Here is a 24,480-nt window from a genome sequence, read left to right as displayed (position 1 = left end):
GGCGTAACCTCGGATGCCACAGTCGGAAGCCGGACACAGTGTCGCGAGCCGAAAAAGGAGGTCCCGTGGCTGAATTCTGGCGCAGTACGGCGTTGCCGCATCTGGAGGCCCGGCGATCGTGCCAAGAGAATCGTTGCTACCGGCCGCATACCCACGACTCGTTCTCGGTCGGCGCGATCGATGCGGGAACCTCGGTGCTCACCGGTCCGCTGCACGGCACGATTCGACTGGAACCCGGTGACGTCGTCGTCATCCCGTCCGGTCACGTACACGCCTGCAATCCGGACGGGGACCGCTGGCGGTATCAGATGGTTCACCTGGACCAAGACTGGGTGGCCTCACTCGCGCGGTGGATGCGAGCCAGTCGCCTTCTCGACGGGGTCAGAGTGCTACGTCGCCCCGGCCTGCACCAGGTGGTCAGTGCGCTGACCGACGCGATCTGCACCGACGCGGCCCCCGAACCGATCGAGGCACGGTTGGCCGTCTTGTTCGCGGAACTGGAAGCAGCGTCACCGGCTCATCTGGTAGCGAGTGAGGCCGACCCCGAGTTGTCGGCCCGGCTTTCTCCGGTCATGCATCGTCTTCGTCACGACGAGTCGAATCCAGCGTTGAGCGAGCTGGCCGGCATGATCGGCATGACGAAGTACCAGCTCGTCCGCGCGATGCGACGTGCCACGGGACTGTCCCCGCTGGCCTGGCGACAGAATGCCCGGATCATCCAGGCTCGGCGCATGCTTCGAGGGGGTCATCCCATCGCCGAGACGGCGCACGCGCTGGGATTCACCGACCAGAGTCACTTCCACCGCGTCTTCCGCGCACATGTCGCGGCCTCGCCCGGCACGTACCGGGGCTGACTGCAACAACGTACAAGACTCGGACCGAACAACCCCTGAATGCTTGACGGGCTCATCGTCACGCACCGGGGGAGAGATGGAACAGTTCGTCGCCGTCGTCATCGCGCACCTCCTGGCGTTGCTGATCCCCGGCGTCGACTTCTTCCTCATCGCGCGCACCGCGATGACCAGCGGTTGGCGCAACGCCACCGGCGCGTGCCTGGGTATCGCCGCAGCGAACGGGATCTTCATCGCGGCCGCGTTCTCCGGACTCTCACTCCTTTCGCATCCGGCGCTGCTCGACCCGCTCCAACTCGCCGGCGGTGGATTCTTGATCTTCATCGGCGCCGCATTCCTCAGATCACGTGGCCGGATCGACCTCGATCAGGACTTGACCGCCCAGCGGACGACCTGGCTGAGGAACCTCGGGCTCGGCCTGACCTCAGGGCTGCTGAACCCGAAGAACGCGCTGTTCTACGTCAGCCTCGCCGCCGCAGTACGAGCCGCGGCACCGCTCACACTCGTGCTCTACGGCATCTGGATGTTCTGCGTCGTTCTGGTGTGGGATGTCTTCGTCGCCGTCGGTCTCGGGTCACGACGTGCTCTGGCCCACCTGGACCGCATCCTCCCGTGGCTCACGAGGCTCTCGGGCGGCTTCCTCGTCCTGTTCGGTGGCGGCATGGTCGTCGCCCTCACCGTCGAGTTCCTCAGCTAGCGCGTCGGTGACCCAGCTCCGAGCTTGGCCCAGATGCGCGCCAGGTGGCGCAGGTCGTCGTCGTCGAGCCGGTCGAAAAAGAGACGGCGCAGGTCCGCGTACTGCTGCCGCCACGCCCGGCGCAGGACGTTGCGCCCTTCGGGGGTCAGTACGGCGACGAAGCCACGCGCGTCATCCGCAGCCTGCCGCCGCTCGATGAGGCCACGACGCTCGAGCCGGTCGGCCAGGCGGGTGAAACCCCCGGTGGACATCAAGCGCCGCCGGGCGAGCTCGGACATCCGCATGCCGTTTCGGCCGGCTTCCCCGAGCAAGGCCAGCACGCTGTATTCCGCCATGCTGACGTTCAACGGAGCCAGGCCGGCTTCGATCTCTCGCCACACGTGGTCATGGGTGTAGAGGAAGCCCTGCCAGGCTTCGTGCTCCAGCTCGCTCAGGCGTGGGTTGGCCATGTCGGCAGTCTACTGCGACACATGTCTGTGCAGGCAGATGATTCGGGGAATATCTGCCTGCGCAGACAATGTTCTGCGGGTCGAGACGTCACAAGGCGTCGCTTCACGATGGCAGAAGGGAACGACATGGCCGAGAACGACCGACCCGAACCCGAATCCGCGGTGACCGGCGATCGCGTGCGGTATGACGAGCCGGCGCCGGGGGTTGCTCGGGCGACGCTGACTCGCTCGGAGAACGGGAACCTGCAGGACGTGCGGCTCTTCTATCAACTCGATGCGGCCTACAAGCGAGCCGCGGCCGACGATTCGGTCGCCGTGTTCGTGCTCGCGGCGGAGGGCGACGACTTCTCGCTCGGCCACGACGTCGAAGCGTTGTTCAGTACGGAAGGTATGGAGCAGGTCACGCTGGAAGGTGGATTCGGCAGCGGCGGTGTCGCCGGTGATCTGGCGTGGGAGACCGAGGTCTTCCTCGAACTGCACTGGCGCTGGCGCAACTTCCCCAAGCCGGTCATCGCGGCGGTCCAGGGGCGGGTCTTCGCCGGCGGCATGATGACCATGTGGCCCGCCGACCTGATCGTGGCCAGCGAGGACGCGACCTTCGCCGATCCGGTGACCGGGTTCGGCATCGGCCACGTCGAGTTCTTCCTACATCCGTGGGAGCTGGGTGCGCGCAGGGCCAAGGAGTTCCTGTTCACCGGGGAGACCATGACGGCGGCGGAAGCCAAGCAGATCGGCATGGTCTCTCGCGTCGTCGCGCGCGATGAACTGGAGTCCGCCACGCTCGCCCTCGCCGAGCGCATCGCCGAACGTCCCGCATTCGGCCTCCGGATGGCCAAGAAGTCCGTGAACCAGACAGCGGACATCCAGGGCCAGTGGAACGCACTCCAAGCGGCGTTCGCGGTGCACACGCTGGGCCATGCGCACAGCCGCATCGCGCACGACGGCGCCTACATCGACCCCGCCGGATTCGCCCTCACCCGGGACATCTGGGGCCTCCCCGACACCGAGGTGTGACCTCGCCCAGTTGATCCGTCCTAATCACGTCGCACCCGGAGCTGGTCGGCGTCGGCAGTCGTCGACCAGCTCCAGGTCCCCATCGAAAGAGACAGAGCATGAACGACACCGACACCACCAAGGTCGACCGAGCGGGCACCGCAGCCGCGCGCTCCGCATTCGAAATCGGGCACATGACCTTCGTCGAGATCACCGCGGACCCCGTCACCGGCACGACACCGTCGGCGCACCAACGCGCACGGGAGACGATCGAGCAGGCTCGGGTCGCTGACCAGGTCGGCCTCGACCTCTTCGCGGTGGGTGAGCATCACCGGACCGACTTCGTCGGCTCCGCGCCGCCGGTGGTACTGGCAGCGGCTGCCGAAGCAACGGAGCGGATCCGGCTGACGAGTTCGGTCACCGTACTCAGCTCGGACGATCCGGTCCGGGTGTGGGAGCAGTTCGCCACCCTCGACCAGCTCTCCGGCGGCCGCGCGGAGATCATCGCCGGGCGCGGCTCGTACACCGAATCGTTCCCGCTGTTCGGCTACGACCTCCAGGACTACGCCGACCTGTTCCGAGAGAAGCTCGATCTGCTCCTGCAGATCCGCGAGCAGAATCCGATCACCTGGCGCGGCCGGCTCCGGCCCGACCTGGACCACGCCGACGTCGGTCCGCGTGCCCTGCAAGACCAGCTGCCGATCTGGGTCGGTGTCGGTGGCACGCTGGCCTCAGCGATCAACACCGGACGCCTGGGCCTGCCCATGGCGCTCGCCCTGCTGCTCGGCCCGATCACCCAGCAGGAGCAGGCCGTCGAGGCCTACCGCCAGGCCGCCGAGCAAGCCGGGCACGACCCGGCCACCCTGCGGACCAGCATCAACCTGCACGGTTACGTCGCCAGCAGCAGCCAGGCCGCGCGCGACATCATGTATCCCTACTTCGCCCAGGGGATGCAGGAGAACAACCACCAGCGCGGACGCGGCTTCACCATGCCACGTGCGGTGTTCGACGCACAGACTTCGCCCGCTGCCGGGCTCGTTGTCGGCAGCCCGCAGGAGGTGATCGACAAACTGCTCACCTACCACCAGATCTACGGCCTGGACCGGGCCCTGATCCAGATCGGATTCGGTGGCATGCCACAGAAGGACGTGCTGACGGCGATCGAGTTGCTCGGCACCGAGGTCGCTCCAGTCGTCCGCCAGGAGGTCGCAGCACGAAAGGAGGTAGCGGCATGACGACCGGAATCGACAGCACGCCTCCGGCGTCGGCCGGCGCCCAGAACGGAGTCACCCCGCGACGCACCCTGCGGGTCGCCGTCGTCAACGGCAGCCCGAACGAGAAGTCCAAGACCATGGGGCTGGTCGACGTGGTGTTGCAGACGCTCGCCCGGGTGCTCGCCGACGACGGCGTCACCATCGAGTCGGCCCGGATCGACACCTACCGCCTCGGCCCCGCCTTCACCGGCGCGCATGAGCGCGAGGGCGTCGCACCCGAGATCGAAGCCGCGTTGCGTCGAGCCGAGCAGGCGGACCTGCTGATCGCCGCCACCCCGGTGTTCCGCGGGTCCTACACCGGCCTGTTCAAGCACTTCTTCGACCTGGTCGACCAGTACGCGCTGGCGAACAAGCCGGTGTTGCTGACCGCCACCGGTGGTGGTGAGCACCACGCGCTGGTGCTCGAGCACGCGTTGCGGCCGCTGTTCGGGTTTTTCCAGTCGTTGACGGTGCCCGTCGCCGTCTTCGCCTCCGCCGGCGACTTCGACGGCACGACATTGCTCACGCCACGGGTCCACGGTCGCATCGAGATGGCCATCACCGACGTTCGGGAGCTCCTCGTCGCCCGAGCCACGGTGACCTGATCACGAGGTCCACCACCTCTCACGGCGCGGCTTTGAACACCGACGGCATCGTCAGGTTGTACATCGGCACCGTGAACAGGTAGGTGCCGGCACCGAGGAATTCGTCGATGAGGATGGATGTCCTTTCCGGAGGAGCGCCGTCCGCGCCGGGCGATCGGGCACGGTGAGCCGTCGTGGCGTGTCGCGGGCGTGTGTCGATGTCACATACTGGAAGTGCGGTTACAGATCAGCTGGGAAGGGTGAGGGGGTGACGGCGGCGCGACGGATCAGCGGACCGTGTCAGGCGTGGCCGGAGGGCAGCGCGTTCATCCGCGAGGTGCTGGACCGTATTGGTGACAAATGGACCGTCTTGGTCATCAGCACGCTCGGTTCCGGTTCGCTGCGCTACTCCGACTTACAGGCCAGCATCCCGGGCATCTCGCAGCGGATGTTGACCCAGACCCTCAAGCACCTGGAGCGTGACGGCCTGCTCACATGAACCGCCTACGCCGAGGTCCCGCCCCGCGTGGAGTACGAACTGACGGACCTGGGCCGGTCGTTGCTGGACGCAGTGATGGCGATGGCTGGGTGGGCCGCCGCACATCACGACGAGATCGCCAGACACCGCGCCAACAGTGAACTGACCGGTGTGGGCCGAGAGAAGGCGCGGGCCGGCGCGCCGGCGGACTGAGCCGCCGGCGGCGCTGGTCAGCTCGCAGCGTCAGGTTCGGTGCCGGCGGTGTCGTCGGGCTCGGTCGCGACCTCGTCGTCGGTCTCGATGTGGCACACCCCGGTCACCGGATCACACCACCCGCTGACCGGTCCGGTCACGATCTGCAGCCGGCTCGTCTCGCTCATGCCACACTCCCGCTCGGGACTGGTCCGGCCACCTGTTCCAGCAGCTGGCCGTACGCGGCGACCTTGTGGGCACCCGGAGCAGCCACCCGGCGGTCGAAGACGATGAACGGTACGCCGGAGGCGCCCATGTCGAGGGCCTCACGGCGATCGGCGTGCACGCGATCGGCGTACTCGTCGTTCGCGAGGATCTCGCGGACGCGCTGCGCGTCCAGTCCGACCGACTCTGCGGTCTCGGCCAAGGCGTCCGGTCCGAACGGGTTGAGGGTCCCGGTGAAGAAGCCGTCCTGAGCACGGGAGAAGAACTCGTGCCCGTGGCCTTGCTCTCTGGCGTACTGCACCACGCGATGCAGATCGAAGGTGTTGGCGGTCAGGGCGCTCGATGGCGTAGTCGAGCCCCTCGGTTCGCGCGACCCTCTGCATCTGCTATCCGAGCCGCAGGAGGTCGGCGGCCGTGCCGCCGTGGGATCGCGACTTTCGACCCCTCGGATGGTGCCGGTTGGTCAGCCATGCTCTCACCTCACTGAGAGTGCGTAACACCATCATGAGTTAGTGAGGCGGGGTCTACAAAAGGCACTTTGGCGTGCGTAGGCACCCCTTCGACGGCCCGGGTCTCAACGGGCCGGCAACGACCGCAGGGCCAACAGGAGATCCACACGGTCCTCCAGCCGCGACAGATTCCGGCCGGTGAGCTGCTCCACCCGCCCGATGCGGTAGCGGGCGGTGTTCACGTGGACGTGCAACTCCGCAGCGCACCGGCTCCACGACCCGTCCGCCCGGAGGAACGCGTCCAGGGTGGGCAGCAGGGCACTGGCGTGCCGGGCGTCGTAGTCCAGCACCCCTCCCAGCACCCGGACGGCGAAGGCGTGGCGGACCCCGTCCGGCACCGCGCCCAGCAACAGCACGTGCGAGCGAATCTCATCGCTGGTGACGACGGCGACCTTCTGGTCGCGCAGCTCAGCGGTCCGCACGGCGTGCACCGCCTCGTCGATGGCGCCGGCCAGCGCGTCCATCGACACCTCGCCGGACAGCCCCACCGCGAGCCGGCCGGAACCGACGGCCAGGCGCTCGAAGGCGCGCCGCAAGGTGGCGCTGCCACCAGCGGCCACCCGCGTGAGGATCGTGATGGCGGTCCCGTCGCGGACGCCGGTGATCGGGTGGTCGGCAATCTGCGAGGCAGCGTCGTGCAGGACGGCGCACGTGGTGTCGAGGAACTCGTCGGCGCCGATGGCCGCGGCGACGAGGCAGGGCCTGCCGGGATCGGCGCCGAGGTCGCCCATCCGGGCGGCGAGCTCGGCGCGGGAGGCTTGGCCCGTGACGGTCAGCGCGATCACGTCATCGGCGCTGCGCCGCGTGGACCGCCGGTCCTCGTCCCAACGACGGCGCTGCGCAGCGATCACGGCGCCCAGGTCGCGCAAGCTCACGTGCGCGTCGTCGTCCCAGGTGCGGTGGTCGCCGTCGCAGACGAGGAACCACGGTGTCATCGACTGCCCGAGCCGCGGCTCGACATCGACGACGGACACCGTCCGCCCGGTCGGCAGGGACACTGCGCTGGGCAGGCGCTCGGCGAGCTGGAACGTGCGGCAGACGGCGTCGGTGTCCGCGGTGTCGAGTGGTCCTGCCGGTGCCGCGACACTGCGACCGGTCGGCGTCAGCACCCGGCAGGTGACGCCGGTGTCGTGCCCGATCATGGTGAGCAGCTCATCCAGGGACCGGCCCTCGGTGATGGCCGCGAGCAGTCGGCGTTCGCGGCCGAGGGCCGTGGCCAGGGCGCGCTCGCGCTCGGCGTCGTCGCGCGTGGTCACCAGCTCGCTGACCTGTGCGAATGACACATCGACCGGGACGGCCACGAGAGGCACTCGGTGTCGGCGACAGGCCTGCACGACGCCGGCCGGGATCGAACCGAACGCTGCCTCCCCAGCAGCCAGGGCGGCCACCCGTGCGTGGGCGAGGACCCGGACGAACCTGTCGCTGTCGTCCGGGTCGCGGCGCCACATCAAGCCGGTGAGGACGAGAGCGCCTTCGGTGAGATACCGCCCCGGGTCGATCAGGTCGGTGGTGAAGACCGACCGGATCGGGCGGGACAACGCCTGCTCGCCGTACAGCAACGTCAGGCCGAGCCCGGGGGCTTCCACGAGGTCGCGCAGGTCCATGTCGGCGAGGCCTTCCCTTTGGAGGATCGTACAACCGCAGGGGTCGGAAACCACCGTGTCTTGGTGGCCGCGGTGGCTGTGCCCGCCGTGCGGCGGGGTGTCTAATGCGAGCAGGACGAGGGGATACGGGCGCGGCGATGGAGTTCCTGCGAGCACGGAGTAGGGCGGACGCCGTGGCGACGAAGGCCGACCATCCGGGCGCGGTGCCGATCGCCGGCGGTACCGACGTCATGGTCGACGTGAACTTCGACCGGCTGCGCCCCGACGCCTTGCTCGACCTGGCCGGGGCCGGCGACCTACAGCAGTGGGCCGTCGACGGTGACACCGTCCGGCTCGGGGCCGGGGTGACGTACAGCCACATCATCGATCAGCTCGGCGATCGGCTTCCGGGGCTGGCGATGGCCGCGCGCACGGTCGGTTCGCCGCAGATCCGCAACCGGGGGACGGTGGGCGGCAACCTGGGCAGCGCGTCACCGGCCGGCGACGCGCTCCCGCCGCTGCTGGCGGCCGAGGCGCAGGTCGAGGTGGAATCGGTCCGCGGAATTCGCACGGTCGCGCTGAGCGAGTTCTGCACCGGCGTCAAACAGCATGTCCTCGAAGCCGACGAGTTGATCACGGCGATCCTCGTGCCGTCGGCGACCGGCCCGCAGCAGTTCGCGAAGATCGGTACCCGCAACGCGATGGTGATCGCGGTGTGTTCGGTCGCGGTCGCGCTGCATCCGCACGTACGACGTGTCGGCACCGGGATCGGGTCGGCGGCCCCGACACCACGACGCGCTGGCGCCGCCGAACGGTTCGCGGCACGTGAGCTGGACTGGGACGGCGGCGGCCCGCTGTCTGACGACGTGGCCCGGCGCTTCGGGGAGCTGGTGGCCGCAGCGGCGGATCCGGTGGACGACGTGCGCGGCTCGGCCCGGTACCGGGCGCATGCCTTGGCCGTGCTGGCACGGCGCACGCTGGGCTGGACGTGGGACGCCTACCGGAGGGGGTGAGCGCACCGTGCGGCTGACAACGACCGTCAACGGAGAACGCCGGCAGGTCGACGACGTGTGGGAAGGCGAGAGCCTGCTGTACGTGCTGCGTGAGCGACTGGGCATGCCGGGCTCGAAGAACGCGTGCGAGCAAGGTGAATGCGGCTCGTGCACCGTCGAGCTGGACGGAGCGGTGGTGTGCGCCTGCCTGGTCGCCGCGGGCCAGGCCGACGGGCACGAGATCCGCACGGTGGAGGGGTTCGGCGCCGACGAGGGCCTCGACCCGGTCCAGGAGGCGTTCGTCAGCGCGGGCGCGGTCCAGTGCGGCTTCTGTACACCCGGATTGATCGTCGCGACGCACGACCTGCTCGAACGGGTGCCGCGGCCGAGCGACGTCGAGATCCGGGAGGCGCTGGCGGGCAATCTGTGCCGCTGCACCGGCTACGAGCAGATCCTCGACGCGGTGCGCCTGGCCGCGGAACGGAAGGCGGGGTAAGCGTGCCGCAACCGACCACCGACGTACGCCGTCCGCTCATCGGCGTCGGCACCGGCGGCGTGGGCGAGCGCGTGCTCCGTCCGGACGGTGCGCTCAAGGCGCGCGGCGAGTTCGCCTACTCCAGCGACCTGTGGGCCGATGACATGGTGTGGGGGACGACGTTGCGCAGTCCGCACCCGCACGCACGGATCACGCGGTTCGACGCCGGGCCGGCGCTGGCGATTCCGGGCGTGTACGCGGTGTTGACCCAAGCCGACGTGCCCGGCCACCCGCGGTACGGACTCGAACACGCCGACCAGCCGGTGCTGTGCGACGGAATCGCGCGCTACCAGGGGGAGCCCGTCGCGATCGTGGCCGCCGACCATCCCGAGACCGCCCGGCGAGCCGCGGCCCGCATCGTCGTCGGCTACGACGTCCTCGAACCGTTGACCGACCCCCGACGCGCCATCGACCCGACCGCGCCGCGAGTGCACCCGGACGGCAACGTCGTCCGGCACCTGACCGTGCGCGCCGGCGACCCGGAAGCACCGGGCGAGGTGGTGGTGTCCGGCGACTATGAAGTGGGGATGCAGGACCAGGCGTTCCTCGGCCCGGAGTCCGGGCTGGCCGTGCCGGCCGACGACGGCGGGGTCGACCTGTACGTCGCCACCCAGTGGCTCCACGTCGATCGCGACCAGGTGGCCGCGTGCCTGGGGCTGGCACCGGACAAGGTGCGCCTGACGCTCGCCGGGGTCGGCGGCGCGTTCGGCGCCCGCGAGGACTTGTCCATGCACGTCCACGCGTGCCTGCTCGCGCTGCACACCGGCCGGCCGGTCAAGATGGTCTACTCCCGCGAAGAGTCGTTCTTCGGCCACGTGCACCGGCACCCGGCCCGGCTGCATTACGAGCACGCAGCGACCCGCGACGGACGCCTGACTCACGTCAAGGCGGAGATCATCCTCGACGGCGGGGCCTACATGTCCAGCACTCGGGCCGTCGTGGCCAATGCCGCCACGCTCGGTGTCGGCCCGTACGACGTGGCGAACGTGAACATCGAGTGCTGGGGCGTCTACACCAACAATCCGCCCTGCGGGGCGATGCGCGGTTTCGGTGCCGTCCAGGTCGCGTTCGCCTACGAGTCGCAGATGGACCTGCTGGCCGCCGAGCTCGGTATGGATCCGGCCGATCTACGGGTGGTCAACGCGATGAGCGAAGGCTCGGTCATGCCGACCGGGCAGGTCGTCGACTCCGCCGCGCCGGTCGCGGAGTTGCTCGAGCGAGTCAAGGCCGCGCCGTTGCCACCCGCTTCGACGAACGAAGCGACGTTCGACCTGCGTGAGCTGCCCGGCGGCGTAGCCAACACGACGCACGGCGAGGGCGTGGTACGCGGCGTGGGTTACGGCATCGGCATCAAGAACGTGTGCTTCTCCGAGGCTTTCGACGACTACGCGACCGCCAGCGTGCGCCTGGAGAAGGTGGGCGGCGTTCCGGCCGTCGCCGTGCACACCGCCGCGGCCGAGGTCGGGCAGGGCCTGGTGACCCTGCTGACCCAGATCGTGCGGACCGAGCTCGGCGTCGACCAGGTGACCGTCTTGCCGGCCGACACCGGTATCGGCAGCGCCGGTTCGACGTCGGCCTCGCGACAGTCGTACATGACCGGTGGGGCCGTACTTGCCGCGTGCCGGGCGGTGCGCGCTCGCGCACCCGACCCCGCCGCCCTGGACGACGCGACGGTGGTCGACGAGACCGTCGAATGGCGGCATCGCCCCACGGCACCACTGGACGAGCACGGCCAGGGCAATGCCCATGTCCAGTACGCCTTCGCCGCGCATCGGGCGGTGGTCGACGTGGACACCGAGCTGGGTCTGATCAAGGTCGTCGAGCTGGCCACCGCCCAGGACGTCGGCAAGGCGATGAACCCGGACGGGGTCCGCGGGCAGATCATCGGCGGCAGCGCGCAAGGGCTCGGCCTGGCGCTGATGGAGGAGGTCCAGGTGGTCGACGGCACCATTGCCAACCCGTCGTTCACCGACTACCTGATACCCACCATCCTCGACATGCCACCGATGCAGGTGGACGTCCTCGAACTGGCCGACCCGCACGCACCGTACGGGCTGCGCGGCGTCGGCGAGCCACCGGCCATCTCGTCCACCCCGGCGATCGTGGCGGCGGTGCGGGCGGCGACCGGTCACGGGCTGACACGCATCCCGGTCCGGCCCGAGCACCTCACCGGGACCACACCATGAAGGCGCGGTTGGACCACACGGTCCTGGCCGAGGTCGACGGCATGCTGGCCGGCGCTGACGCCGACGCGGCCCGGATGTATCCCGGTGACCAGGACGCCAGGCAGCCGGTCCACACCGTCTACGTGCCGGCTCACACCTACACTGCGGACGCGGTTCGGAGCTGGGGCGCTGCGGCGCTGGCCGCGCTGGCTGATCATGCGCCCGGGACGGATGAGCTCGCGCGGCTGCTCGACCTGCCTCCGGCGGTGGTCGCTGCTTCGTTACCGCTGGTGCGCGACAAGCTCGCTCGAGAGCCGATCGAAGACCTGCGCGTGGACTTCGAGGACGGGCTCGGCCCGTGTTCCGACGACGACGAGGACGCGCTGGCCGCGGCGGCCGGTGCGGCGGTGCGCCGCGCCGTCGAGCAGGGCACGTGCCCGCCGAGCATCGGCCCCCGGGTCAAGTCGTTCGAGGCTGCGACTCGCGCCCGGGGGATCCGGACGCTCGATCTGTTTCTCGGTGGCGTTCTGGCGGGCGGGCCGCTGCCGGACGGGTTCGTCGTGACGTTGCCGAAGGTGACGACGGTGGCGCAGGTGGAGGCGATGGACCGGCTGTGCGAACGGCTGGAAGATGCGTACGCCCTGCCTCGTGGCCGGCTGCGGTTCGAGGTTCAGGTCGAGACGCCACAGGTGATCCTCGCCGCGGACGGCACGGCGACCGTGGCTCGCATCGTGCACGCGGCCTCCGGCCGGCTGAGCGGACTGCACTACGGGACGTACGACTACAGCGCGGCGTGCGGTATCGCCGCCGGGTACCAGAGCCTGGAGCATCCGGTCGCCGACCACGCGCGAGCGGTGATGCAACTCGCCGCGGCCGGGACCGGCGTGTCGATCTCGGATGGGTCCACCAACGTCGTCCCGGTCGGAGACTCGGCGGCGGTGCGCTCGGCCTGGGCGCTGCATGCCCGCCTGGTCCGGCGGTCCCTGGAGCGTGGCTTCTACCAGGGGTGGGACCTGCACCCTGCGCAGTTGCCCACCCGGTACCTGGCCACCTACGCCTTCTTCCGGGCCGGTATGGCCGATGCGTCAGCGCGGCTACGGGACTACGGCGGCGAGGGCGGTGTGCGGGGTGTCCAGGATGAACCGGCGACGGTGCACGCGCTGGCGGGTTTCGTGCGACGAGGACTGGACTGCGGTGCGTTCACCGAGGACGAGCTCGAAGCCGGATCGCTGCGCGAGGTGGTGCGGTGACCGCGTTTCGATCACGCCGAGTCGTCCGGCCCGGTGGAACACGGCCGGCCGACGTCGTCGTGCAGGCGGGTCGGATCGACGCGATCGAGCCGTTCGGCAGCGTGTCCGACCCCGGCCTGATCGATCTGGGTGAGCTCGCCCTGCTGCCCGGTCTGGTCGACACCCACGTGCACGTCGACGAGCCCGGTCGCACCTCGTGGGAGGGCTTCGCGACGGCAACCAAAGCAGCCGCGGCCGGCGGCGTCACCACGCTGATCGACATGCCGCTGAACTGTCTGCCGCCGACCACCACCGTGGAGAGCCTGGCCGCCAAGCGAGCAGCCGCCGAGCCGAAGATCCACGTCGACGTCGGTTTCTGGGGCGGTGCGGCCGGGGGCGATCTCGGTGACCTGGAGAAGCTGCATGCCGGTGGCGTGTTCGGTTTCAAGGCGTTCTTGTCGCCGTCCGGGGTTCCGGAGTTCGGCCACCTCGTCGGCGCGGCCCTGGACGAGACTCTGGCCGAGACCGCCCGGCTCGGGGCGCTGTGCATCGTCCACGCCGAGGCGCCGGAGGTGATCGACGCCGCACCCGCCGCTGCGGGGCCTACCTATGCGCGGTTCCTGGCGTCGCGGCCACCGGAGGTGGAGCATGCCGCGGTGGCCAGGCTGATCGAGGCGGCCCGGCGGACGAGCGCGCGCGTGCACGTCGTGCATGTCTCCAGTGCGGGAGTGCTGCCGCTGATCGCCGCTGCCCGATCCGAGAACGTGGCGATCACGGCCGAGACGTGTCCGCACTATCTCTTCCTGACCGCCGCGGACATCGCCGACGGCGACACCTCCGCCAAGTGCTGTCCGCCGATCCGCGAGGCCGCGAACCGCGACGCGTTGTGGCTGGGCTTGGCTTCGGGGGTGATCGACGTCGTCGTCTCCGACCATTCACCGTGTCCGCCGGAGCTCAAGACGGCGGATTTCGCGACAGCTTGGGGCGGCGTCGCCGGCCTGCAGGTCGGGCTGCCGGCGGTGTGGACGCAGGCGAAGCAGCGAGGGTTCGGACTCACCGACGTCGCCCGGTGGATGTCGACCGGCCCAGCCGCATTGGCCGGTTTGGTGGCCAAGGGCGCGATCGAGATCGGGCGCGACGCCGACCTCGTCGCCTTCGCCCCGGACGCTGAGTTCGTCGTCGACGCCGCTCAGCTGCATCACCGGCATGCGAACACCCCGTATGCCGGACGCGCGATGTCCGGCGTGGTTCACGCGACCTGGCTGCGCGGTGAACTGGTCGACGGGCAGGCTCCACGGGGTCAGCTCCTGGAACGAAGGGGTGACGATGCCCACGTGGCGTGACCTACCCGACCTCGCCGTGCGCACCAGCGGTGGGAGCGTCATCGCAGCCAACGACGAGATGTTCGGTGAGAAAGAGAACCTGATCAAGCCCGGTGACCCGGCCTTCCAGCCGCGCACGTTCGGGAACCGCGGGCAGATCGTCGACGGCTGGGAGACCCGGCGCCGGCGTGATCACGGCCACGATTGGGCGGTCGTGCGGCTGGGCATGCCCGGCATCGTCCACGGCATCGTCGTGGACACCACCTGGTTCACCGGCAACTATCCGCCGGAGTGTGCCATCGACGCGGCCGGCGTCGACCCCCTGGGCGAGGCGAGGGCGGCGCAGGTCGACGAGCCCGCGTGGGAGGAGATCGTCGCCAGATCCCCGGTGGAGGGCAACGCCCGGGCCACCTTCGACGTCGAGCATTCGCGACTGGTCACCCACGTTCGGCTGCGGCAGTATCCCGACGGCGGCATCGCCCGGCTGCGCGTCCACGGCCAACCGGTGGGTGATCCCCGGTGGGTGGCGGGCCGGTCGTTCGATCTGGCCGCGTTGGAGCACGGTGCGGCGATCGCGGACTGCAGTGACACGTTCTACAGCTCGCCGGCCAATCTGCTGATCCCCGGGCCCGCACGCGTCATGGGGGAGGGCTGGGAGACCGCTCGCCGCCGAGATCAGGGCCACGACTGGGTCGTCATCGACCTCGCGACCGACGGCGTCGTGGGCCGGCTGGAGATCGACACGACGTGCTTCGTCGGCAACGCACCCGGCGCGGCAGTTGTCTCGGCGCTGCAGCCCGAGCCGGCGCAGCTGATGCCACGGGTGCGGCTGCAACCCGACACCGCCAACCGGTTCCTGCTGGATTCCGACCGCGATGTCGCCCAGCTCCGGCTGGACATCCATCCCGACGGCGGGCTCGCGCGCTTCCGCGCGATCGGTGCCCCGACGCCGTCCGGGCGCGCGGCGATGTTCCTGCGCTGGTACGACCTGCTGCCGACGCCGTGGGCGGTCGCCGCGCTCGCCGGGTGGGGCGGGGCGAGTGAGCAGTGGGCGAAGGGACTGGCCGCCGGCCGGCCTTATGGGTCGGCTAAAGCCTTGGCGGCAGCGCGCGTGAGCGGTGACGGGCCCGACGCGGCCGCGTGGGCGGCCCTCACCGGCTTGCCCGCGTGACGCGCATCAGCCGACGAGTTCCAGGCCGCCGTCGACCGTCAGGACCTGACCGGTCAGCCAGGTCGCCGTGGGGTCGGCGAGCCGGACGATCCACGACGCGACCTCGTCGGGCTCCCCGCGACGACCGAGCGGGATCCGGCGGGCTTCCTCGGCCTTGATCGATTCGACGACGCCCTCGCTGAGTCCGGCCGCGGTCAGGGCTTCGCTCTCGGTCGGCCCTGGGGCCACCGCGTTCACCCGCACCCCGTCGGCCGCGAGTTCGACCGCCCACGAGCGAGTGAGTTGCTCCAACGCCGCCTTCGAGGCCGCGTAGTGCGCGGCGCCGGGCATCGGGCGATGCCCGTAGGTGCTCGAGACGTTGACGATCACACCATGGGTCGTGCGGAGGTACGGCAGCGCCGCGGTGGCGAGCAGGCTTGGTGCGACGACGTTGAGTGCGAACAGATCCGAGACGCGTGCGGCGTCGGTGTCGGCGAGCGGCATAGCGGCCGTGACGCCGGCATTGTTCACCACGACGTCGACCCGGTCCCATCGTTCGGTTGCCGCTCGAACGATCGTGCCGCCGGCGCCGTCCGCGCGCAGATCGGCCGGGAACGTCGCCACGTTCGGGTGTTCAGCGGCGGTCTCCTGCAGCGCCGTTCGGCGGCGACCGACGCCGAGGACGTTTGCACCGGCCCGGGCGAATGCGACGGCTGCGGCTCGTCCGATGCCGGAGCCGGCGCCGGTGACGATCACGACGCGGCCGGTCAGGTCCGGGTGAGGCATGAGAATCCTTTGTTCGATGTTCGTAGAACGTCGAAGAATGTAGCATCGTGGCCGTGAAGGCAGCCGCGCATCCAGACGTCGAGGAGATCTCGCTCCCCGACGTGCTCAGCGCCTTGAGCGACCCGGTTCGCGTCGGTCTGGTCCGGCTGTTGTCCGACGGACGCGAGCGCGGCTGGGGTGAGTTGCGCGTGCCGGTGGCCAAGTCCACGCTGAGCCATCACCTACGCGTGCTGCGGGCCGCGGGCATCACCCGTACGCGGCAGGAGGGCACGCGCTGCTATGTCGCGCTGCGCGACGCCGATCTGGAGGTCCGTTACCCAGGCTTGCTCCGTGCGGTTCTGTCCGGCGCGGTGGCCGAGGGCGTCGGCGAGCAGGTCCACGAGGTGCGCGACGGCGGCTGAGTGCGGCCCAGCGCGCCTTGATGGTCAGCGGACGAAGTACTCGCTCATCAGCCGAGCGACCCACTCCGGCTGGCGGATGTTCACCGGCTCGAACTCGCGCATGACCGGCTTGATGTCGATGACCGGGGTGCCGTCCACGGCATCGAGCCCGCGCACCTCGAGCACCCGCGCTCCCACCGAGACGATCTCGGCAGCCGTCACGCCGATCCGGTTCGGCCGGCGTGGCCCGCGGTCAGCGAACAGGCCGACTGCGGGTAGATCGTCTCGTCCGCGGGGACGTCGAACCCCGGTGTAGTCCGAGCGTTCGGCGAGCTGATCGAAGTGGAACAACACCAGTGCGTGGGAGAACTCCTCGAGGCCGGTCAGGGCTTGGTCGCCGAAGCGTTCGTCCAGCTCGATGCGGCTCACGACGTCACCCCAGCCGTCGCTGTCGCCAGGGTCGGTGCGGTGGTTGCGGACGTGGCCCACGGCTACCAGGGAATCAAGCATCAAGGGCTCACTCTACGCGTGGGTCGGCGGACGCGCCGGTGGCGTGGTCGGGGTTCGCGGCTACTCTCCGGTCTGCCCGTCGATGGACTCGCGCAGCAGGTCGGCGTGGCCGCAGTGGCGCGCGTACTCCTCGATCATGTGGACCAGGATCCACCGCAGGCTCGGGGTGTTGCCGTCGGACCGGCTTCGCTGCGCGAGCTGATCCAGGCCCCCGTCGTCCAGTGCCTTCGTGGCCAGAGACCGCGAGCGCTGCACGGCGTCGCGCCACAGGGAGCGCAGCTGGTCGGGGGTGTCGTCGGCGGCGGAGTTCCAGTCCCAGTCGTAGTCGGCCGCCCAGTCCACGGTGTCCCAGGGCGCCTCCGGTTCGCGGCCGTGCAGCGACCGGGAGAACCAGTGGTCCTCCACGTAGGCGAGGTGCTTGAGCATGCCGCCCAAGGTCATCGTCGACGACGACGTGGTCGCGGCCAGGCCGGCAGCGTCGAGTCCGGCGCATTTCCACTCCAGCGTGGCGCGCAGGTAGTCCAGGAAACCCAGGAGGGTCTCGACTTCCCCGGCGGCGGTTGGAGGTTCGGGTCGGCCCTGCTCGTCCACGTATGTCATGGGCGGGGAGCTTACCGGGGCTGTGGCGAGACGGGATTCAGTTTGCGCTTATATAAGTAACGACTGTAATCTTCCGTCTTGTGCATGCGTTCGACGTTCTCGGCGATCCGGTTCGACGTCGGATCCTCGAACTGCTGGCCGAGGGTGAACGACCGGCCGGTTCGGTGACGGCGGTGATCCGGGACGAGTTCGGCATCACGCAGCCGGCGGTCTCGCAGCACCTCAAGGTGTTGCGAGAGGCCGGCTTCGCCTCCGTGCGCCCGGAGGGGGCCAAGCGGCTCTACGCCGTGAACTCGGCCCCGCTCCAAGAGGTCGACGAGTGGCTCGACCGGTTCCGGCGGTTCTGGACGCCACCGCTCGAGGCGCTGGCGACCGAGCTCGCCCGCGGCCGTCGCGAACGCAGACTGCACCGGCAAACCGACACTGAACCGAGGAGCGAATCGTGATCGACGTCGTCGAACAGATCAACACCACGCACCGCCGTGTAGGCCCCGCCGAGCTCGAATCCGGTGCAGGGCGCACGTGTGTGCTCAGCCGCAGCTACGACGCCGCCGTCGAAGACGTCTGGGACGCTTGCACCAACCCGGAACGGATCCCGCGCTGGTTCCTCCCCGTGACCGGCGAGCTGCGCGCCGGCGGTCGGTTCCAACTGGAGGGAAACGCCGGCGGCACGATCAGCCGATGTGACCCGCCGCACAGCTTCGCCGCCACCTGGGAGTACGCCGGCGACATCAGCTGGATCGAGCTTCGGCTGAGTGCGGAGTCGGCGGAGCGTACCCGCCTCGAGCTGCACCACACGGTTCCCGTCGACAACCATTGGGCCCAGTTCGGTCCCGGCGCGACCGGTGTCGGCTGGGATATGGGCCTGATGGGACTGGGCCTGCACATCTCCAGCGGCGAGGCGGTCGACCCGCAAGAGTTCATGGCATTCATGGGCTCCGATGACGGCCGCGAGTTCATGACCCTGAGCGCGCGGCGGTGGGCCGAGGCGCACATCGCGGACGGGGCCGACGAGGCCACCGCGACCGCGATGCAGGAGCGGACGACCGCCTTCTACACCGGTGCCGAGGCTCCCGTGACTGAATAGGCACTTCCGCCTGGATCGGTGTGTTGAGGGGCGATCATGAGCCGCCCACGGCGTCCGCGCGCCGTCAGTGACTCATGATCGTCGCACGGGCGGGTTGGGCCGGTCGCCATCGGGTAGTCATCTCCTCGACGACTCGTGGCAAGGAGAGACTCATGGCTGACACGGTTGCCGACTACCTGCTGCAACGACTTCGCGAGTGGGGCGTCCAGCAGGTCTTCGGCTACCCCGGGGACGGCATCAACGGAATCCTCGCCGCCTTCGGCGAGGCGGACAACGATCCGCGGTTCGTGCAGTCGCGGCACGAGGAGATGTCGGCGTTCGAGGCCGTGGGTTACGCGAAGTTCAGCGGCACGGTCGGCGTGTGTACCGCCACGTCGGGTCCGGGCGCGGTCCATCTGCTGAATGGCTTGTATGACGCGAAGCTCGACCACGTTCCGGTGGTCGCCATCGTCGGGCAGACCGCGCGCAGCGCCATGGGCGGCAGCTACCAACAGGAGATCGACCTGCAGGCGCTGTTCAAGGATGTGGCCTCGGACTACCTCGTGGAGGTCAACGTCGCCGAGCAACTGCCCAACGCACTGGACCGGGCGATTCGGACCGCCGCGTCGCGCCGTGCTCCGACAGCGGTGATCATCCCTGGTGATCTGCAAGAACAGCCGTACGCTGCCCCGGAGCACGAGTTCAAGCACGTGCCGTCCAGCCCACCGAGTGCGTCCCGGTCGGTGATGATCCCACCGGAAGACGAGGTCGCCGAGGCGGCTGCGGTGATCAACGCGGGGGAGAAGGTGGCCGTGCTGGTGGGGCAGGGCGCCCGCAATGCGGCCGAGGAGGTCAAGCAGTTCGCCGAGCTGGTCGGTGCCGGAGTGGCGAAAGCCCTGTTGGGCAAGGACGTGCTCCCCGACGACCTGCCCTACGTCACCGGCGCGATCGGGCTCCTGGGCACCAGGCCGAGCTACGAGATGATGCGCGACTGCGACACGTTGCTGATCGTCGGGTCGAACTTCCCCTACACGCAGTTCCTCCCCGAGTTCGGGCAGGCACGCGCCGTGCAGATCGACATCGACGGCAGCATGATCGGGATGCGCTACCCGACCGAGGTGAACCTGGTCGGCGAGGCCAAGGCGACGCTGCGCGCGATGCTGCCGCTGGTGGAGCGTAAGCCGGATCGCCAGTGGCGCGAAGCGGTGGAGAGCAATGTCGCGTCCTGGTGGACGACCATGGAGCAGCAGGCGATGGTCGACGCCACGCCGGTGAACCCGATGCGGGTCGTGCATGAGCTGTCCGAACGTATCCCGCAGGACGCGATCGTGACGGCGGACTCCGGGTCGTCGACCAACTGGTACGCGCGCAACCTGCGCATGCGCGGGCGGATGCGCGGCTCGCTGTCCGGCACGCTGGCGACCATGGGGCCGGGGGTTCCGTACGCCATCGGCGCCAAGTTCGCCCATCCGGACCGGCCGGTCGTGGCGCTCGTTGGCGACGGTGCGATGCAGATGAACGGGCTGGCCGAACTGGTCACGATCGCGCGCTACCAGGAGTTGTGGACCGACCGGCGCCTGGTTGTGTGCGTCTTCCACAACAACGACCTCAACCAGGTGACCTGGGAGCTGCGTGCCATGGGCGGGGCGCCGAAGTTCGAGGAGTCACAGACCCTGCCGGACATCTCCTACGCCCGGGTCGCCCGCGAGCTCGGGCTCGAAGCCGTGGAGGTGGACGACCCGGACGACCTCGGCCCCGCCTGGGATCGCGTGCTTGCCGCCGGCGGCCCCACGGTGCTCGACGTCCGCTGCGACCCGGAGGTGCCGCCGATCCCGCCGCATGCGACGTTCGAGCAGATGACGGCGACGACTCAGGCGTTGCTCAAGGGCGACCCCAATGCCTGGCGGGTGCTCGTGCAGGGAGCGAAGACCAAGATGCAGGAGTTCGTGCCCGGCCGTTAGCGGCGTAGGCAGGTGTAGGCGCCGAAGAACGGCCCGGTGAACTCGACGTCGACGATGTCGAATCCGGTCTCGTCCAGCATCGATTCGAACAGCCAACGGAACGTGCTGTGCTCGGTGCGGATGTGTTCGGCGTAGTCGTCGGCGGTGTAACCGGTGGCCGGGTCGGTACCTGCGGTTGCCAGCCACGAGTCGAACGCGGCAGCGGCCTCGTCCGGGCGCAGGTCGTAGATCAGGTCGCGCACCCGCAGCACACCGCCGGGGCGCATTGTCGCGGCGATCCGCCGCAGCGCCAGCACCTTCCAGAAGTCCGGTAGCTGGTGCAGCGCATGCCGGGTGTGCACGGCGTCGGCCGGCGCCCCAGTGTGCTCGTAGCCCAGGAAGCCGGCCTGGACGACCTCCACGTTCGTCGCGCGGACCTCGCGGGCCCGCGCGCGCAGGTGTTCCACCATCGGTGCGGCGACGTCCACGGCCACTACTCGCGCGAACCGCGCCGCTGCGGCAAGAGCGAACTGCCCCGTACCGGCGCCCAGGTCGACGACCGTCGCGGTGTCGTCCACGCCGTGGGTGGTCAACGCCGCGATGTCGTCGGACGGGTCCGGGTGGCCCTGCTTGCGGTCGAAGTTGGCGACGAACTCCGGGTCGAGATGTTCGGGGCCGGCGTGCGCGAGCTCATCGAGCATCCATGGTGGTCGCATGGGGCCGATCGTGGCACGAGGTACCGCCGGAGATCGACCTGCTTTTTCGCCGGTTCGCCCGCCCGCGCGGTCGCGGTGTGACAACATCCGTGTTGATGAACATGAGTCTCACTACCAATTCGTCCAGAATCGACACGACCACGGATCGGCGCGCCGTTCGTGCCGATACCGTGATCACCGCGCTGCATACGTTGTCCCGCGAACTGGATGCGGCCCCCAGCTTGGAGCCGGGCCCGGCCGTCGACGAGCTGTTCGACCGGTTGGTGCGGCTGGTGCTCGCCGTCCCGGATGCATGCGTGGCCGAGATCATGCGCGATCCGGCGATCGCCGTGATCGGTGCTCGGCTGCGTGAGCTGTGCGCACGAGGCGAGACCGCGCTCGAGACGGCCTGGGCAGCGCGTATCGCGACCGCTGCAACCCCCCGGGCCGAGCTGGAGCAGTTTCCCTACCTCGACAATTACCGTCGGCTGAGCCGGATGGAGGTCGGGGTTCTCGCGTCGGCGGCGACCACCAGGGTGCGGTCGGTGGCCTTCGTCGGTGCCGGGCCGTTGCCGTTGAGCGCGCTGTTCATCGCCGGTGAGTTGAACGTGCCTGTCGACCTCATCGACCGTGACCCGCTCGCCCTGGACGCCGCGGGCGCAGTGGCGCACACGCTGGGCTACCCTGACCTGCGGCTTGTCGAAGCTGATGCCGCAAACGCGGACCTGTCCCGGTACGACATCGTCGTCCTCGCCGCTCTGGTGGGAACCGGCCCCGGAGAGAAACAGCGGATCCTGGCCCACCTGGCATCGGCCATGGCGCCGCGGTCGATCCTGCTCGCCCGGAGCGCCCGCGGCCTGCGCACCGTTTTGTACCCGGCTATCGACGTCGATGCGATGACGGCCTACGACGTCCTGTCCGTCGTCCACCCGGTCAACGACGTCATCAACTCCGTCGTGCTGGCTCGCACCAGCAGTGGGCAGTGACATGGCAACCCTGCTGATGGTCGAGAGTTGGTTGCACTCGACCGGGCTCCGGCTCCCGCCGTTGATCCATGCGCTCGGTCACCGATACGTCCTGCTCACTCGCGACCCGGCGCTGTACCCGGGTGCAGCGGACGGCTCTGCGCACCCGGTGGTGCGAGACGCCGATGACATCGTCATCGTGGACACCAACGATCACGGCGCCGTCGTGGCCGCCGCGAAGTCGCTCGCTGCTCGTCGCGGCATCGACGGCGTCGTCACGACCTGCGACTACTACCTCGAGGCCGTCGCCCACGCTGCGGATGCATTGCGGCTGCCGGGACCAGCTCCCGACGTCGTGAAGCGCATGCTGCGCAAGCACGAGGTCCGTACGGCGACGGCCCGCGCCGGGCTCGCGACGCCCGCGCACGCGGCGGCGGACACGTGGCCGGTGGCCCGTGCCGCAGCCGAGCGCATCGGGTATCCGGTCGTCGCCAAGCCGGTCGACCTGAACTCGGGAACGTCGGTCTGCCGAGCCGACGACGAGGCCGCGCTGAAGGACGCGTACGGGGAGATCACCGCGGCCGAGCACAACACCAGGGGCCAGCGGCTCGCCCGGCTCGTGCTCGTGGAGGAACTGCTCGACGGCCCCGAGGTGAGTGTGGAGGCGATGACCTACGACGGCGTGACCACCGTGCTCGGCATCACCGGCAAGGACGTCGCCGGCGCGCCGGCGTTCGTCGAAGCCGGGCATGTCTTTCCGGCGATGATCGCGCCGGACCAGGCGCGTGAGGTGCAGGCCCACGTGCGCGCGGCGCTGACGGCCGTCGGCCACCGCCACGGGCTCAGTCACACCGAGGTCCGTCTGACCGAGGCTGGACCGCGGATCGTGGAGATCAACCCTCGGCAGGGCGGCGGGTACATCTTCGACCTGGTCCGCCTGGTCACCGGCGTCGACCCGCTCGAGCTGCTCGTCGCGCTCGCTCTGGGGGATCCCGCGTCCGCGCAGCGGCACCCGGCTCAGGCGCCCGCGAGCGCTGTCGCCTTCGTGATGTCGCCGGAGCCGGGCAGGGTGACGGCGGTCGAAGGCGTGGAACAGCTGGCTGGTGACGACACCGTCGTGCGGTGCGAGATCACCACGCCGCAGCGCGTGGCCCACCCCTGTGACAACAACAGCCGCCTCGGGCACATCCTGGTGACCGGGCCCGACGCCGCGAGCGCGCACGCCCGGGCCCGGGCGGCGATCGGTTTGTTCCGGTTGGGGATGGACGACGGCCGCATCGTCGCGCCACTCGGCGCCGAGGCCTGATCAGGGCCACGGCGTCCGCGTGAACAGATCATCGGGCTACTGAACCATGCGTCGAGGATGAGAAGTCTCTGCGTGTTCACGAAGTAGTCAGGGATATGACACTCTGTTTGACAAAAGTGACAACCGTCACGATAGGCCGACCGAGCCGGACGACGACCCGTCCGGACGAAGGAGCGCACCGATGCGTTTGACGCTGTTGCCCGCCGCCGTGTTCGTCTCCGCGCTAGCCCTGGCGGCACCCGCCCAGGCCGACCCCGCGCCGGACGTCATCGATGTCGCGCACCGTGGTTCCTCCGGCATCGCGCCCGAGAACACCGTCGCCGCGGTCGCGTACGCCGTCCAGCAGCGGGCGAGCTTCGTCGAGGTCGACGTGCAACGCTCCGCCGACGGCGAGCTCGTCATCATCCACGACACCACGCTGGAGCGCACCACCAACGTCGAAGAGGTCTTCCCGGACCGCGCGCCCTGGAACGTCGGCGACTTCACGTTGGCAGAGATCCGCCAGCTCGACGCCGGATCGTGGTTCTCCCCAGACTTCGCGGGCGAGCCCGTGCCCACCCTGCGCGAGGTGGTCGAGGCCCTCGGGCCGCGGACCGGATTCCTGCTCGAGCTCAAGAGCCCCGACCTGTATCCCGGCATCGAGGCCCAGATCCACGAGGAACTGTCGTCCATTCCGGGCTACTTGCCGCGCTCGTTGCGCACCGACCGGCTCGTCGTCCAGTCGTTCGACATCGACTCCATGCGCACGTACCACGACATCGCGCCCGAGGTCCCGATCGGGCTGCTCTACGGGTCCCGGCCCAGTGACGACGAGCTGGTCGACGCGAGCACCTGGGCCGAGCAGGTCAACCCCAGCTATCGGGTGACCGATCAGGAGCTGGTGGATCGCATTCACGAGCTCGGGATGACGATCAGCGTCTACACGATCGACACCGGGCAGCTGATGCGTGAGTACATCAACCTCGGCGTCGACGGCATCATCACGAACTATCCCGGCGTGCTGCGCGACATCCTGTATCTGTGAT

At 69.5% G+C, this 24,480-nt stretch carries 26 protein-coding genes and 2 pseudogenes; 19 read left to right on the top strand and 9 right to left on the bottom strand.

Going from position 1 to position 24,480, the window contains the following annotated elements; all coding sequences use genetic code 11:
* Positions 1-65: 65 nt before the first annotated feature.
* Both M6444_RS01360 and M6444_RS01355 read left to right on the top strand, forming a co-directional pair.
* Entirely contained in the window at positions 66-854 is a 789-nt protein-coding gene (locus M6444_RS01360) for an AraC family transcriptional regulator (protein WP_298322138.1), read from the top strand.
* 76 nt (positions 855-930) lie between these two features.
* Positions 931-1,548 carry a LysE family transporter gene (locus tag M6444_RS01355; protein ID WP_298322136.1) on the top strand — a complete coding sequence of 206 codons (618 nt, stop codon included), beginning with the start codon at positions 931-933 and terminating at the stop codon, positions 1,546-1,548.
* Here the strand turns inward: M6444_RS01355 and M6444_RS01350 are convergent.
* Positions 1,545-1,997, bottom strand: coding sequence for a MarR family transcriptional regulator (locus M6444_RS01350; protein ID WP_298322135.1), 453 nt, complete (start codon positions 1,995-1,997; stop codon positions 1,545-1,547). The genes M6444_RS01355 and M6444_RS01350 overlap by 4 nt on opposite strands.
* 126 nt (positions 1,998-2,123) lie before the next feature.
* Between M6444_RS01350 and M6444_RS01345 the strand changes: the two genes are divergently transcribed.
* The 3 genes from M6444_RS01345 (at position 2,124) to M6444_RS01335 (ending at position 4,848) form a co-directional block, all read left to right on the top strand.
* Positions 2,124-3,011: an enoyl-CoA hydratase gene (locus M6444_RS01345; RefSeq protein ID WP_298322133.1), complete on the top strand. Its 888-nt coding sequence runs from the start codon at positions 2,124-2,126 to the stop codon at positions 3,009-3,011.
* 98 nt (positions 3,012-3,109) lie between these two features.
* Entirely contained in the window at positions 3,110-4,225 is a 1,116-nt protein-coding gene (locus M6444_RS01340) for an LLM class flavin-dependent oxidoreductase (RefSeq protein ID WP_298322131.1), read from the top strand.
* The gene (locus M6444_RS01335; RefSeq protein ID WP_298322129.1) at positions 4,222-4,848 is read left to right on the top strand and encodes an NAD(P)H-dependent oxidoreductase; all 627 of its coding nucleotides are present in this window, start codon (positions 4,222-4,224) and stop codon (positions 4,846-4,848) included. Before M6444_RS01340 ends, M6444_RS01335 begins: the two co-directional genes overlap by 4 nt.
* A 28-nt stretch (positions 4,849-4,876) precedes the next feature.
* Here M6444_RS01335 and M6444_RS22835 read toward each other — a convergent pair.
* Positions 4,877-4,960, bottom strand: a pseudogene (locus M6444_RS22835) (FMN-dependent NADH-azoreductase); the annotation flags it as partial.
* Positions 4,961-5,095: 135 nt separating this feature from the next.
* Here M6444_RS22835 and M6444_RS01330 point away from each other — a divergent pair.
* Positions 5,096-5,518, top strand: a pseudogene (locus M6444_RS01330) (helix-turn-helix domain-containing protein).
* A gap of 17 nt (positions 5,519-5,535) precedes the next feature.
* On the opposite strand, the gene M6444_RS01325 reads toward M6444_RS01330, so the two are convergent.
* The 3 genes from M6444_RS01325 to M6444_RS01315 all read right to left on the bottom strand — a co-directional run bounded on the left by M6444_RS01325 (position 5,536) and on the right by M6444_RS01315 (position 7,835).
* Positions 5,536-5,685 (bottom strand): hypothetical protein, encoded by a 150-nt coding sequence (locus M6444_RS01325; RefSeq protein ID WP_298322127.1) that lies wholly within the window; start codon positions 5,683-5,685, stop codon positions 5,536-5,538.
* Complete coding sequence (locus M6444_RS01320; RefSeq protein WP_363326195.1) at positions 5,682-6,023, bottom strand: DsbA family protein; 342 nt, start codon at positions 6,021-6,023, stop codon at positions 5,682-5,684. The genes M6444_RS01325 and M6444_RS01320 overlap by 4 nt, the downstream gene beginning before the upstream one ends.
* Before the next feature lie 273 nt (positions 6,024-6,296).
* Positions 6,297-7,835, bottom strand: coding sequence for a PucR family transcriptional regulator (locus tag M6444_RS01315; RefSeq protein WP_298322125.1), 1,539 nt, complete (start codon positions 7,833-7,835; stop codon positions 6,297-6,299).
* 137 nt (positions 7,836-7,972) lie between these two features.
* Here M6444_RS01315 and M6444_RS01310 point away from each other — a divergent pair, with 137 nt between their 5' ends.
* The 6 genes from M6444_RS01310 to alc are packed head-to-tail and all read left to right on the top strand — an operon-like array spanning position 7,973 to position 15,228.
* Positions 7,973-8,827 carry an FAD binding domain-containing protein gene (locus M6444_RS01310; RefSeq protein ID WP_298322123.1) on the top strand — a complete coding sequence of 285 codons (855 nt, stop codon included), beginning with the start codon at positions 7,973-7,975 and terminating at the stop codon, positions 8,825-8,827.
* Between the two features lie 7 nt (positions 8,828-8,834).
* Positions 8,835-9,302: a (2Fe-2S)-binding protein gene (locus M6444_RS01305; protein WP_298322121.1), complete on the top strand. Its 468-nt coding sequence runs from the start codon at positions 8,835-8,837 to the stop codon at positions 9,300-9,302.
* Positions 9,303-9,340: 38 nt separating this feature from the next.
* Positions 9,341-11,527 (top strand): molybdopterin cofactor-binding domain-containing protein, encoded by a 2,187-nt coding sequence (locus M6444_RS01300; RefSeq protein ID WP_363326200.1) that lies wholly within the window; start codon positions 9,341-9,343, stop codon positions 11,525-11,527.
* On the top strand, positions 11,524-12,756 hold the full coding sequence (locus tag M6444_RS01295; protein WP_298322117.1) for an aldolase/citrate lyase family protein: 1,233 nt from the start codon (positions 11,524-11,526) through the stop codon (positions 12,754-12,756). Before M6444_RS01300 ends, M6444_RS01295 begins: the two co-directional genes overlap by 4 nt.
* On the top strand, positions 12,753-14,078 hold the full coding sequence (allB, locus tag M6444_RS01290; RefSeq protein WP_298322115.1) for an allantoinase AllB: 1,326 nt from the start codon (positions 12,753-12,755) through the stop codon (positions 14,076-14,078). Before M6444_RS01295 ends, allB begins: the two co-directional genes overlap by 4 nt.
* On the top strand, positions 14,062-15,228 hold the full coding sequence (gene alc / locus M6444_RS01285) for an allantoicase (RefSeq protein WP_298322112.1): 1,167 nt from the start codon (positions 14,062-14,064) through the stop codon (positions 15,226-15,228). The genes allB and alc overlap by 17 nt, the downstream gene beginning before the upstream one ends.
* 6 nt (positions 15,229-15,234) lie before the next feature.
* Here alc and M6444_RS01280 read toward each other — a convergent pair whose 3' ends face one another.
* Entirely contained in the window at positions 15,235-15,993 is a 759-nt protein-coding gene (locus tag M6444_RS01280) for an SDR family oxidoreductase (RefSeq protein WP_298322110.1), read from the bottom strand.
* Positions 15,994-16,037: 44 nt separating this feature from the next.
* Here M6444_RS01280 and M6444_RS01275 point away from each other — a divergent pair, with 44 nt between their 5' ends.
* The gene (locus M6444_RS01275) at positions 16,038-16,394 is read left to right on the top strand and encodes a metalloregulator ArsR/SmtB family transcription factor (protein WP_363326199.1); all 357 of its coding nucleotides are present in this window, start codon (positions 16,038-16,040) and stop codon (positions 16,392-16,394) included.
* Positions 16,395-16,418: 24 nt separating this feature from the next.
* On the opposite strand, the gene M6444_RS01270 is transcribed toward M6444_RS01275, so the two are convergent.
* Complete coding sequence (locus M6444_RS01270) at positions 16,419-16,883, bottom strand: SAM-dependent methyltransferase (protein WP_298322106.1); 465 nt, start codon at positions 16,881-16,883, stop codon at positions 16,419-16,421.
* A 60-nt stretch (positions 16,884-16,943) separates the two neighbouring features.
* On the bottom strand, positions 16,944-17,483 hold the full coding sequence (locus M6444_RS01265; protein ID WP_298322105.1) for a DinB family protein: 540 nt from the start codon (positions 17,481-17,483) through the stop codon (positions 16,944-16,946).
* Between the two features lie 80 nt (positions 17,484-17,563).
* Here M6444_RS01265 and M6444_RS01260 point away from each other — a divergent pair, with 80 nt between their 5' ends.
* The 3 genes from M6444_RS01260 to M6444_RS01250 all read left to right on the top strand — a co-directional run bounded on the left by M6444_RS01260 (position 17,564) and on the right by M6444_RS01250 (position 20,510).
* Positions 17,564-17,929, top strand: coding sequence for a metalloregulator ArsR/SmtB family transcription factor (locus M6444_RS01260; RefSeq protein WP_298322103.1), 366 nt, complete (start codon positions 17,564-17,566; stop codon positions 17,927-17,929).
* A complete protein-coding gene (locus M6444_RS01255) occupies positions 17,926-18,570 on the top strand; it encodes an SRPBCC family protein (RefSeq protein WP_298322101.1) in 645 nt (214 codons plus the stop codon). Before M6444_RS01260 ends, M6444_RS01255 begins: the two co-directional genes overlap by 4 nt.
* 152 nt (positions 18,571-18,722) lie before the next feature.
* Entirely contained in the window at positions 18,723-20,510 is a 1,788-nt protein-coding gene (locus M6444_RS01250) for a thiamine pyrophosphate-requiring protein (protein WP_298322099.1), read from the top strand.
* Here the strand turns inward: M6444_RS01250 and M6444_RS01245 are convergent.
* Positions 20,507-21,205 carry a class I SAM-dependent methyltransferase gene (locus tag M6444_RS01245; protein WP_298322097.1) on the bottom strand — a complete coding sequence of 233 codons (699 nt, stop codon included), beginning with the start codon at positions 21,203-21,205 and terminating at the stop codon, positions 20,507-20,509. The genes M6444_RS01250 and M6444_RS01245 overlap by 4 nt on opposite strands.
* 101 nt (positions 21,206-21,306) lie before the next feature.
* Between M6444_RS01245 and M6444_RS01240 the strand changes: the two genes are divergently transcribed.
* The 3 genes from M6444_RS01240 (at position 21,307) to M6444_RS01230 (ending at position 24,479) form a co-directional block, all read left to right on the top strand.
* Positions 21,307-22,170, top strand: a complete 864-nt coding sequence (locus M6444_RS01240; RefSeq protein WP_298322095.1) for a nicotianamine synthase family protein — start codon at positions 21,307-21,309, stop codon at positions 22,168-22,170.
* Position 22,171: 1 nt separating this feature from the next.
* Positions 22,172-23,455: an ATP-grasp domain-containing protein gene (locus tag M6444_RS01235; protein WP_298322093.1), complete on the top strand. Its 1,284-nt coding sequence runs from the start codon at positions 22,172-22,174 to the stop codon at positions 23,453-23,455.
* 181 nt (positions 23,456-23,636) lie between these two features.
* On the top strand, positions 23,637-24,479 hold the full coding sequence (locus M6444_RS01230; RefSeq protein WP_298322092.1) for a glycerophosphodiester phosphodiesterase family protein: 843 nt from the start codon (positions 23,637-23,639) through the stop codon (positions 24,477-24,479).
* The last annotated feature ends 1 nt before the right edge of the window (position 24,480 follow it).

Origin of the sequence: Haloactinopolyspora sp. (assembly GCF_027324685.1) — a bacterium.
Classification (GTDB): Bacteria; Actinomycetota; Actinomycetes; order Jiangellales; family Jiangellaceae; genus Haloactinopolyspora.
The sequence above is the reverse complement of the archived record's forward strand: the minus strand, read 5'-3'. Positions and strand labels throughout refer to the sequence as shown.

What these genes read in the sequence shown, in the direction of transcription:
- M6444_RS01355 (WP_298322136.1), top strand. Translation starts at nt 931, where the DNA reads ATGGAACAGTTCGTCGCCGTCGTCATCGCGCACCTCCTGGCGTTGCTG.
- M6444_RS01350 (WP_298322135.1), bottom strand. Translation starts at nt 1,997, where the DNA reads ATGGCCAACCCACGCCTGAGCGAGCTGGAGCACGAAGCCTGGCAGGGC.
- M6444_RS01345 (WP_298322133.1), top strand. Translation starts at nt 2,124, where the DNA reads ATGGCCGAGAACGACCGACCCGAACCCGAATCCGCGGTGACCGGCGAT.
- M6444_RS01340 (WP_298322131.1), top strand. Translation starts at nt 3,110, where the DNA reads ATGAACGACACCGACACCACCAAGGTCGACCGAGCGGGCACCGCAGCC.
- M6444_RS01335 (WP_298322129.1), top strand. Translation starts at nt 4,222, where the DNA reads ATGACGACCGGAATCGACAGCACGCCTCCGGCGTCGGCCGGCGCCCAG.
- M6444_RS01325 (WP_298322127.1), bottom strand. Translation starts at nt 5,685, where the DNA reads ATGAGCGAGACGAGCCGGCTGCAGATCGTGACCGGACCGGTCAGCGGG.
- M6444_RS01315 (WP_298322125.1), bottom strand. Translation starts at nt 7,835, where the DNA reads ATGGACCTGCGCGACCTCGTGGAAGCCCCCGGGCTCGGCCTGACGTTG.
- M6444_RS01310 (WP_298322123.1), top strand. Translation starts at nt 7,973, where the DNA reads ATGGAGTTCCTGCGAGCACGGAGTAGGGCGGACGCCGTGGCGACGAAG.
- M6444_RS01295 (WP_298322117.1), top strand. Translation starts at nt 11,524, where the DNA reads ATGAAGGCGCGGTTGGACCACACGGTCCTGGCCGAGGTCGACGGCATG.
- alc (WP_298322112.1), top strand. Translation starts at nt 14,062, where the DNA reads ATGCCCACGTGGCGTGACCTACCCGACCTCGCCGTGCGCACCAGCGGT.
- M6444_RS01280 (WP_298322110.1), bottom strand. Translation starts at nt 15,993, where the DNA reads ATGCCTCACCCGGACCTGACCGGCCGCGTCGTGATCGTCACCGGCGCC.
- M6444_RS01270 (WP_298322106.1), bottom strand. Translation starts at nt 16,883, where the DNA reads ATGCTTGATTCCCTGGTAGCCGTGGGCCACGTCCGCAACCACCGCACC.
- M6444_RS01265 (WP_298322105.1), bottom strand. Translation starts at nt 17,483, where the DNA reads ATGACATACGTGGACGAGCAGGGCCGACCCGAACCTCCAACCGCCGCC.
- M6444_RS01250 (WP_298322099.1), top strand. Translation starts at nt 18,723, where the DNA reads ATGGCTGACACGGTTGCCGACTACCTGCTGCAACGACTTCGCGAGTGG.
- M6444_RS01245 (WP_298322097.1), bottom strand. Translation starts at nt 21,205, where the DNA reads ATGCGACCACCATGGATGCTCGATGAGCTCGCGCACGCCGGCCCCGAA.
- M6444_RS01240 (WP_298322095.1), top strand. Translation starts at nt 21,307, where the DNA reads ATGAGTCTCACTACCAATTCGTCCAGAATCGACACGACCACGGATCGG.
- M6444_RS01235 (WP_298322093.1), top strand. Translation starts at nt 22,172, where the DNA reads ATGGCAACCCTGCTGATGGTCGAGAGTTGGTTGCACTCGACCGGGCTC.
- M6444_RS01230 (WP_298322092.1), top strand. Translation starts at nt 23,637, where the DNA reads ATGCGTTTGACGCTGTTGCCCGCCGCCGTGTTCGTCTCCGCGCTAGCC.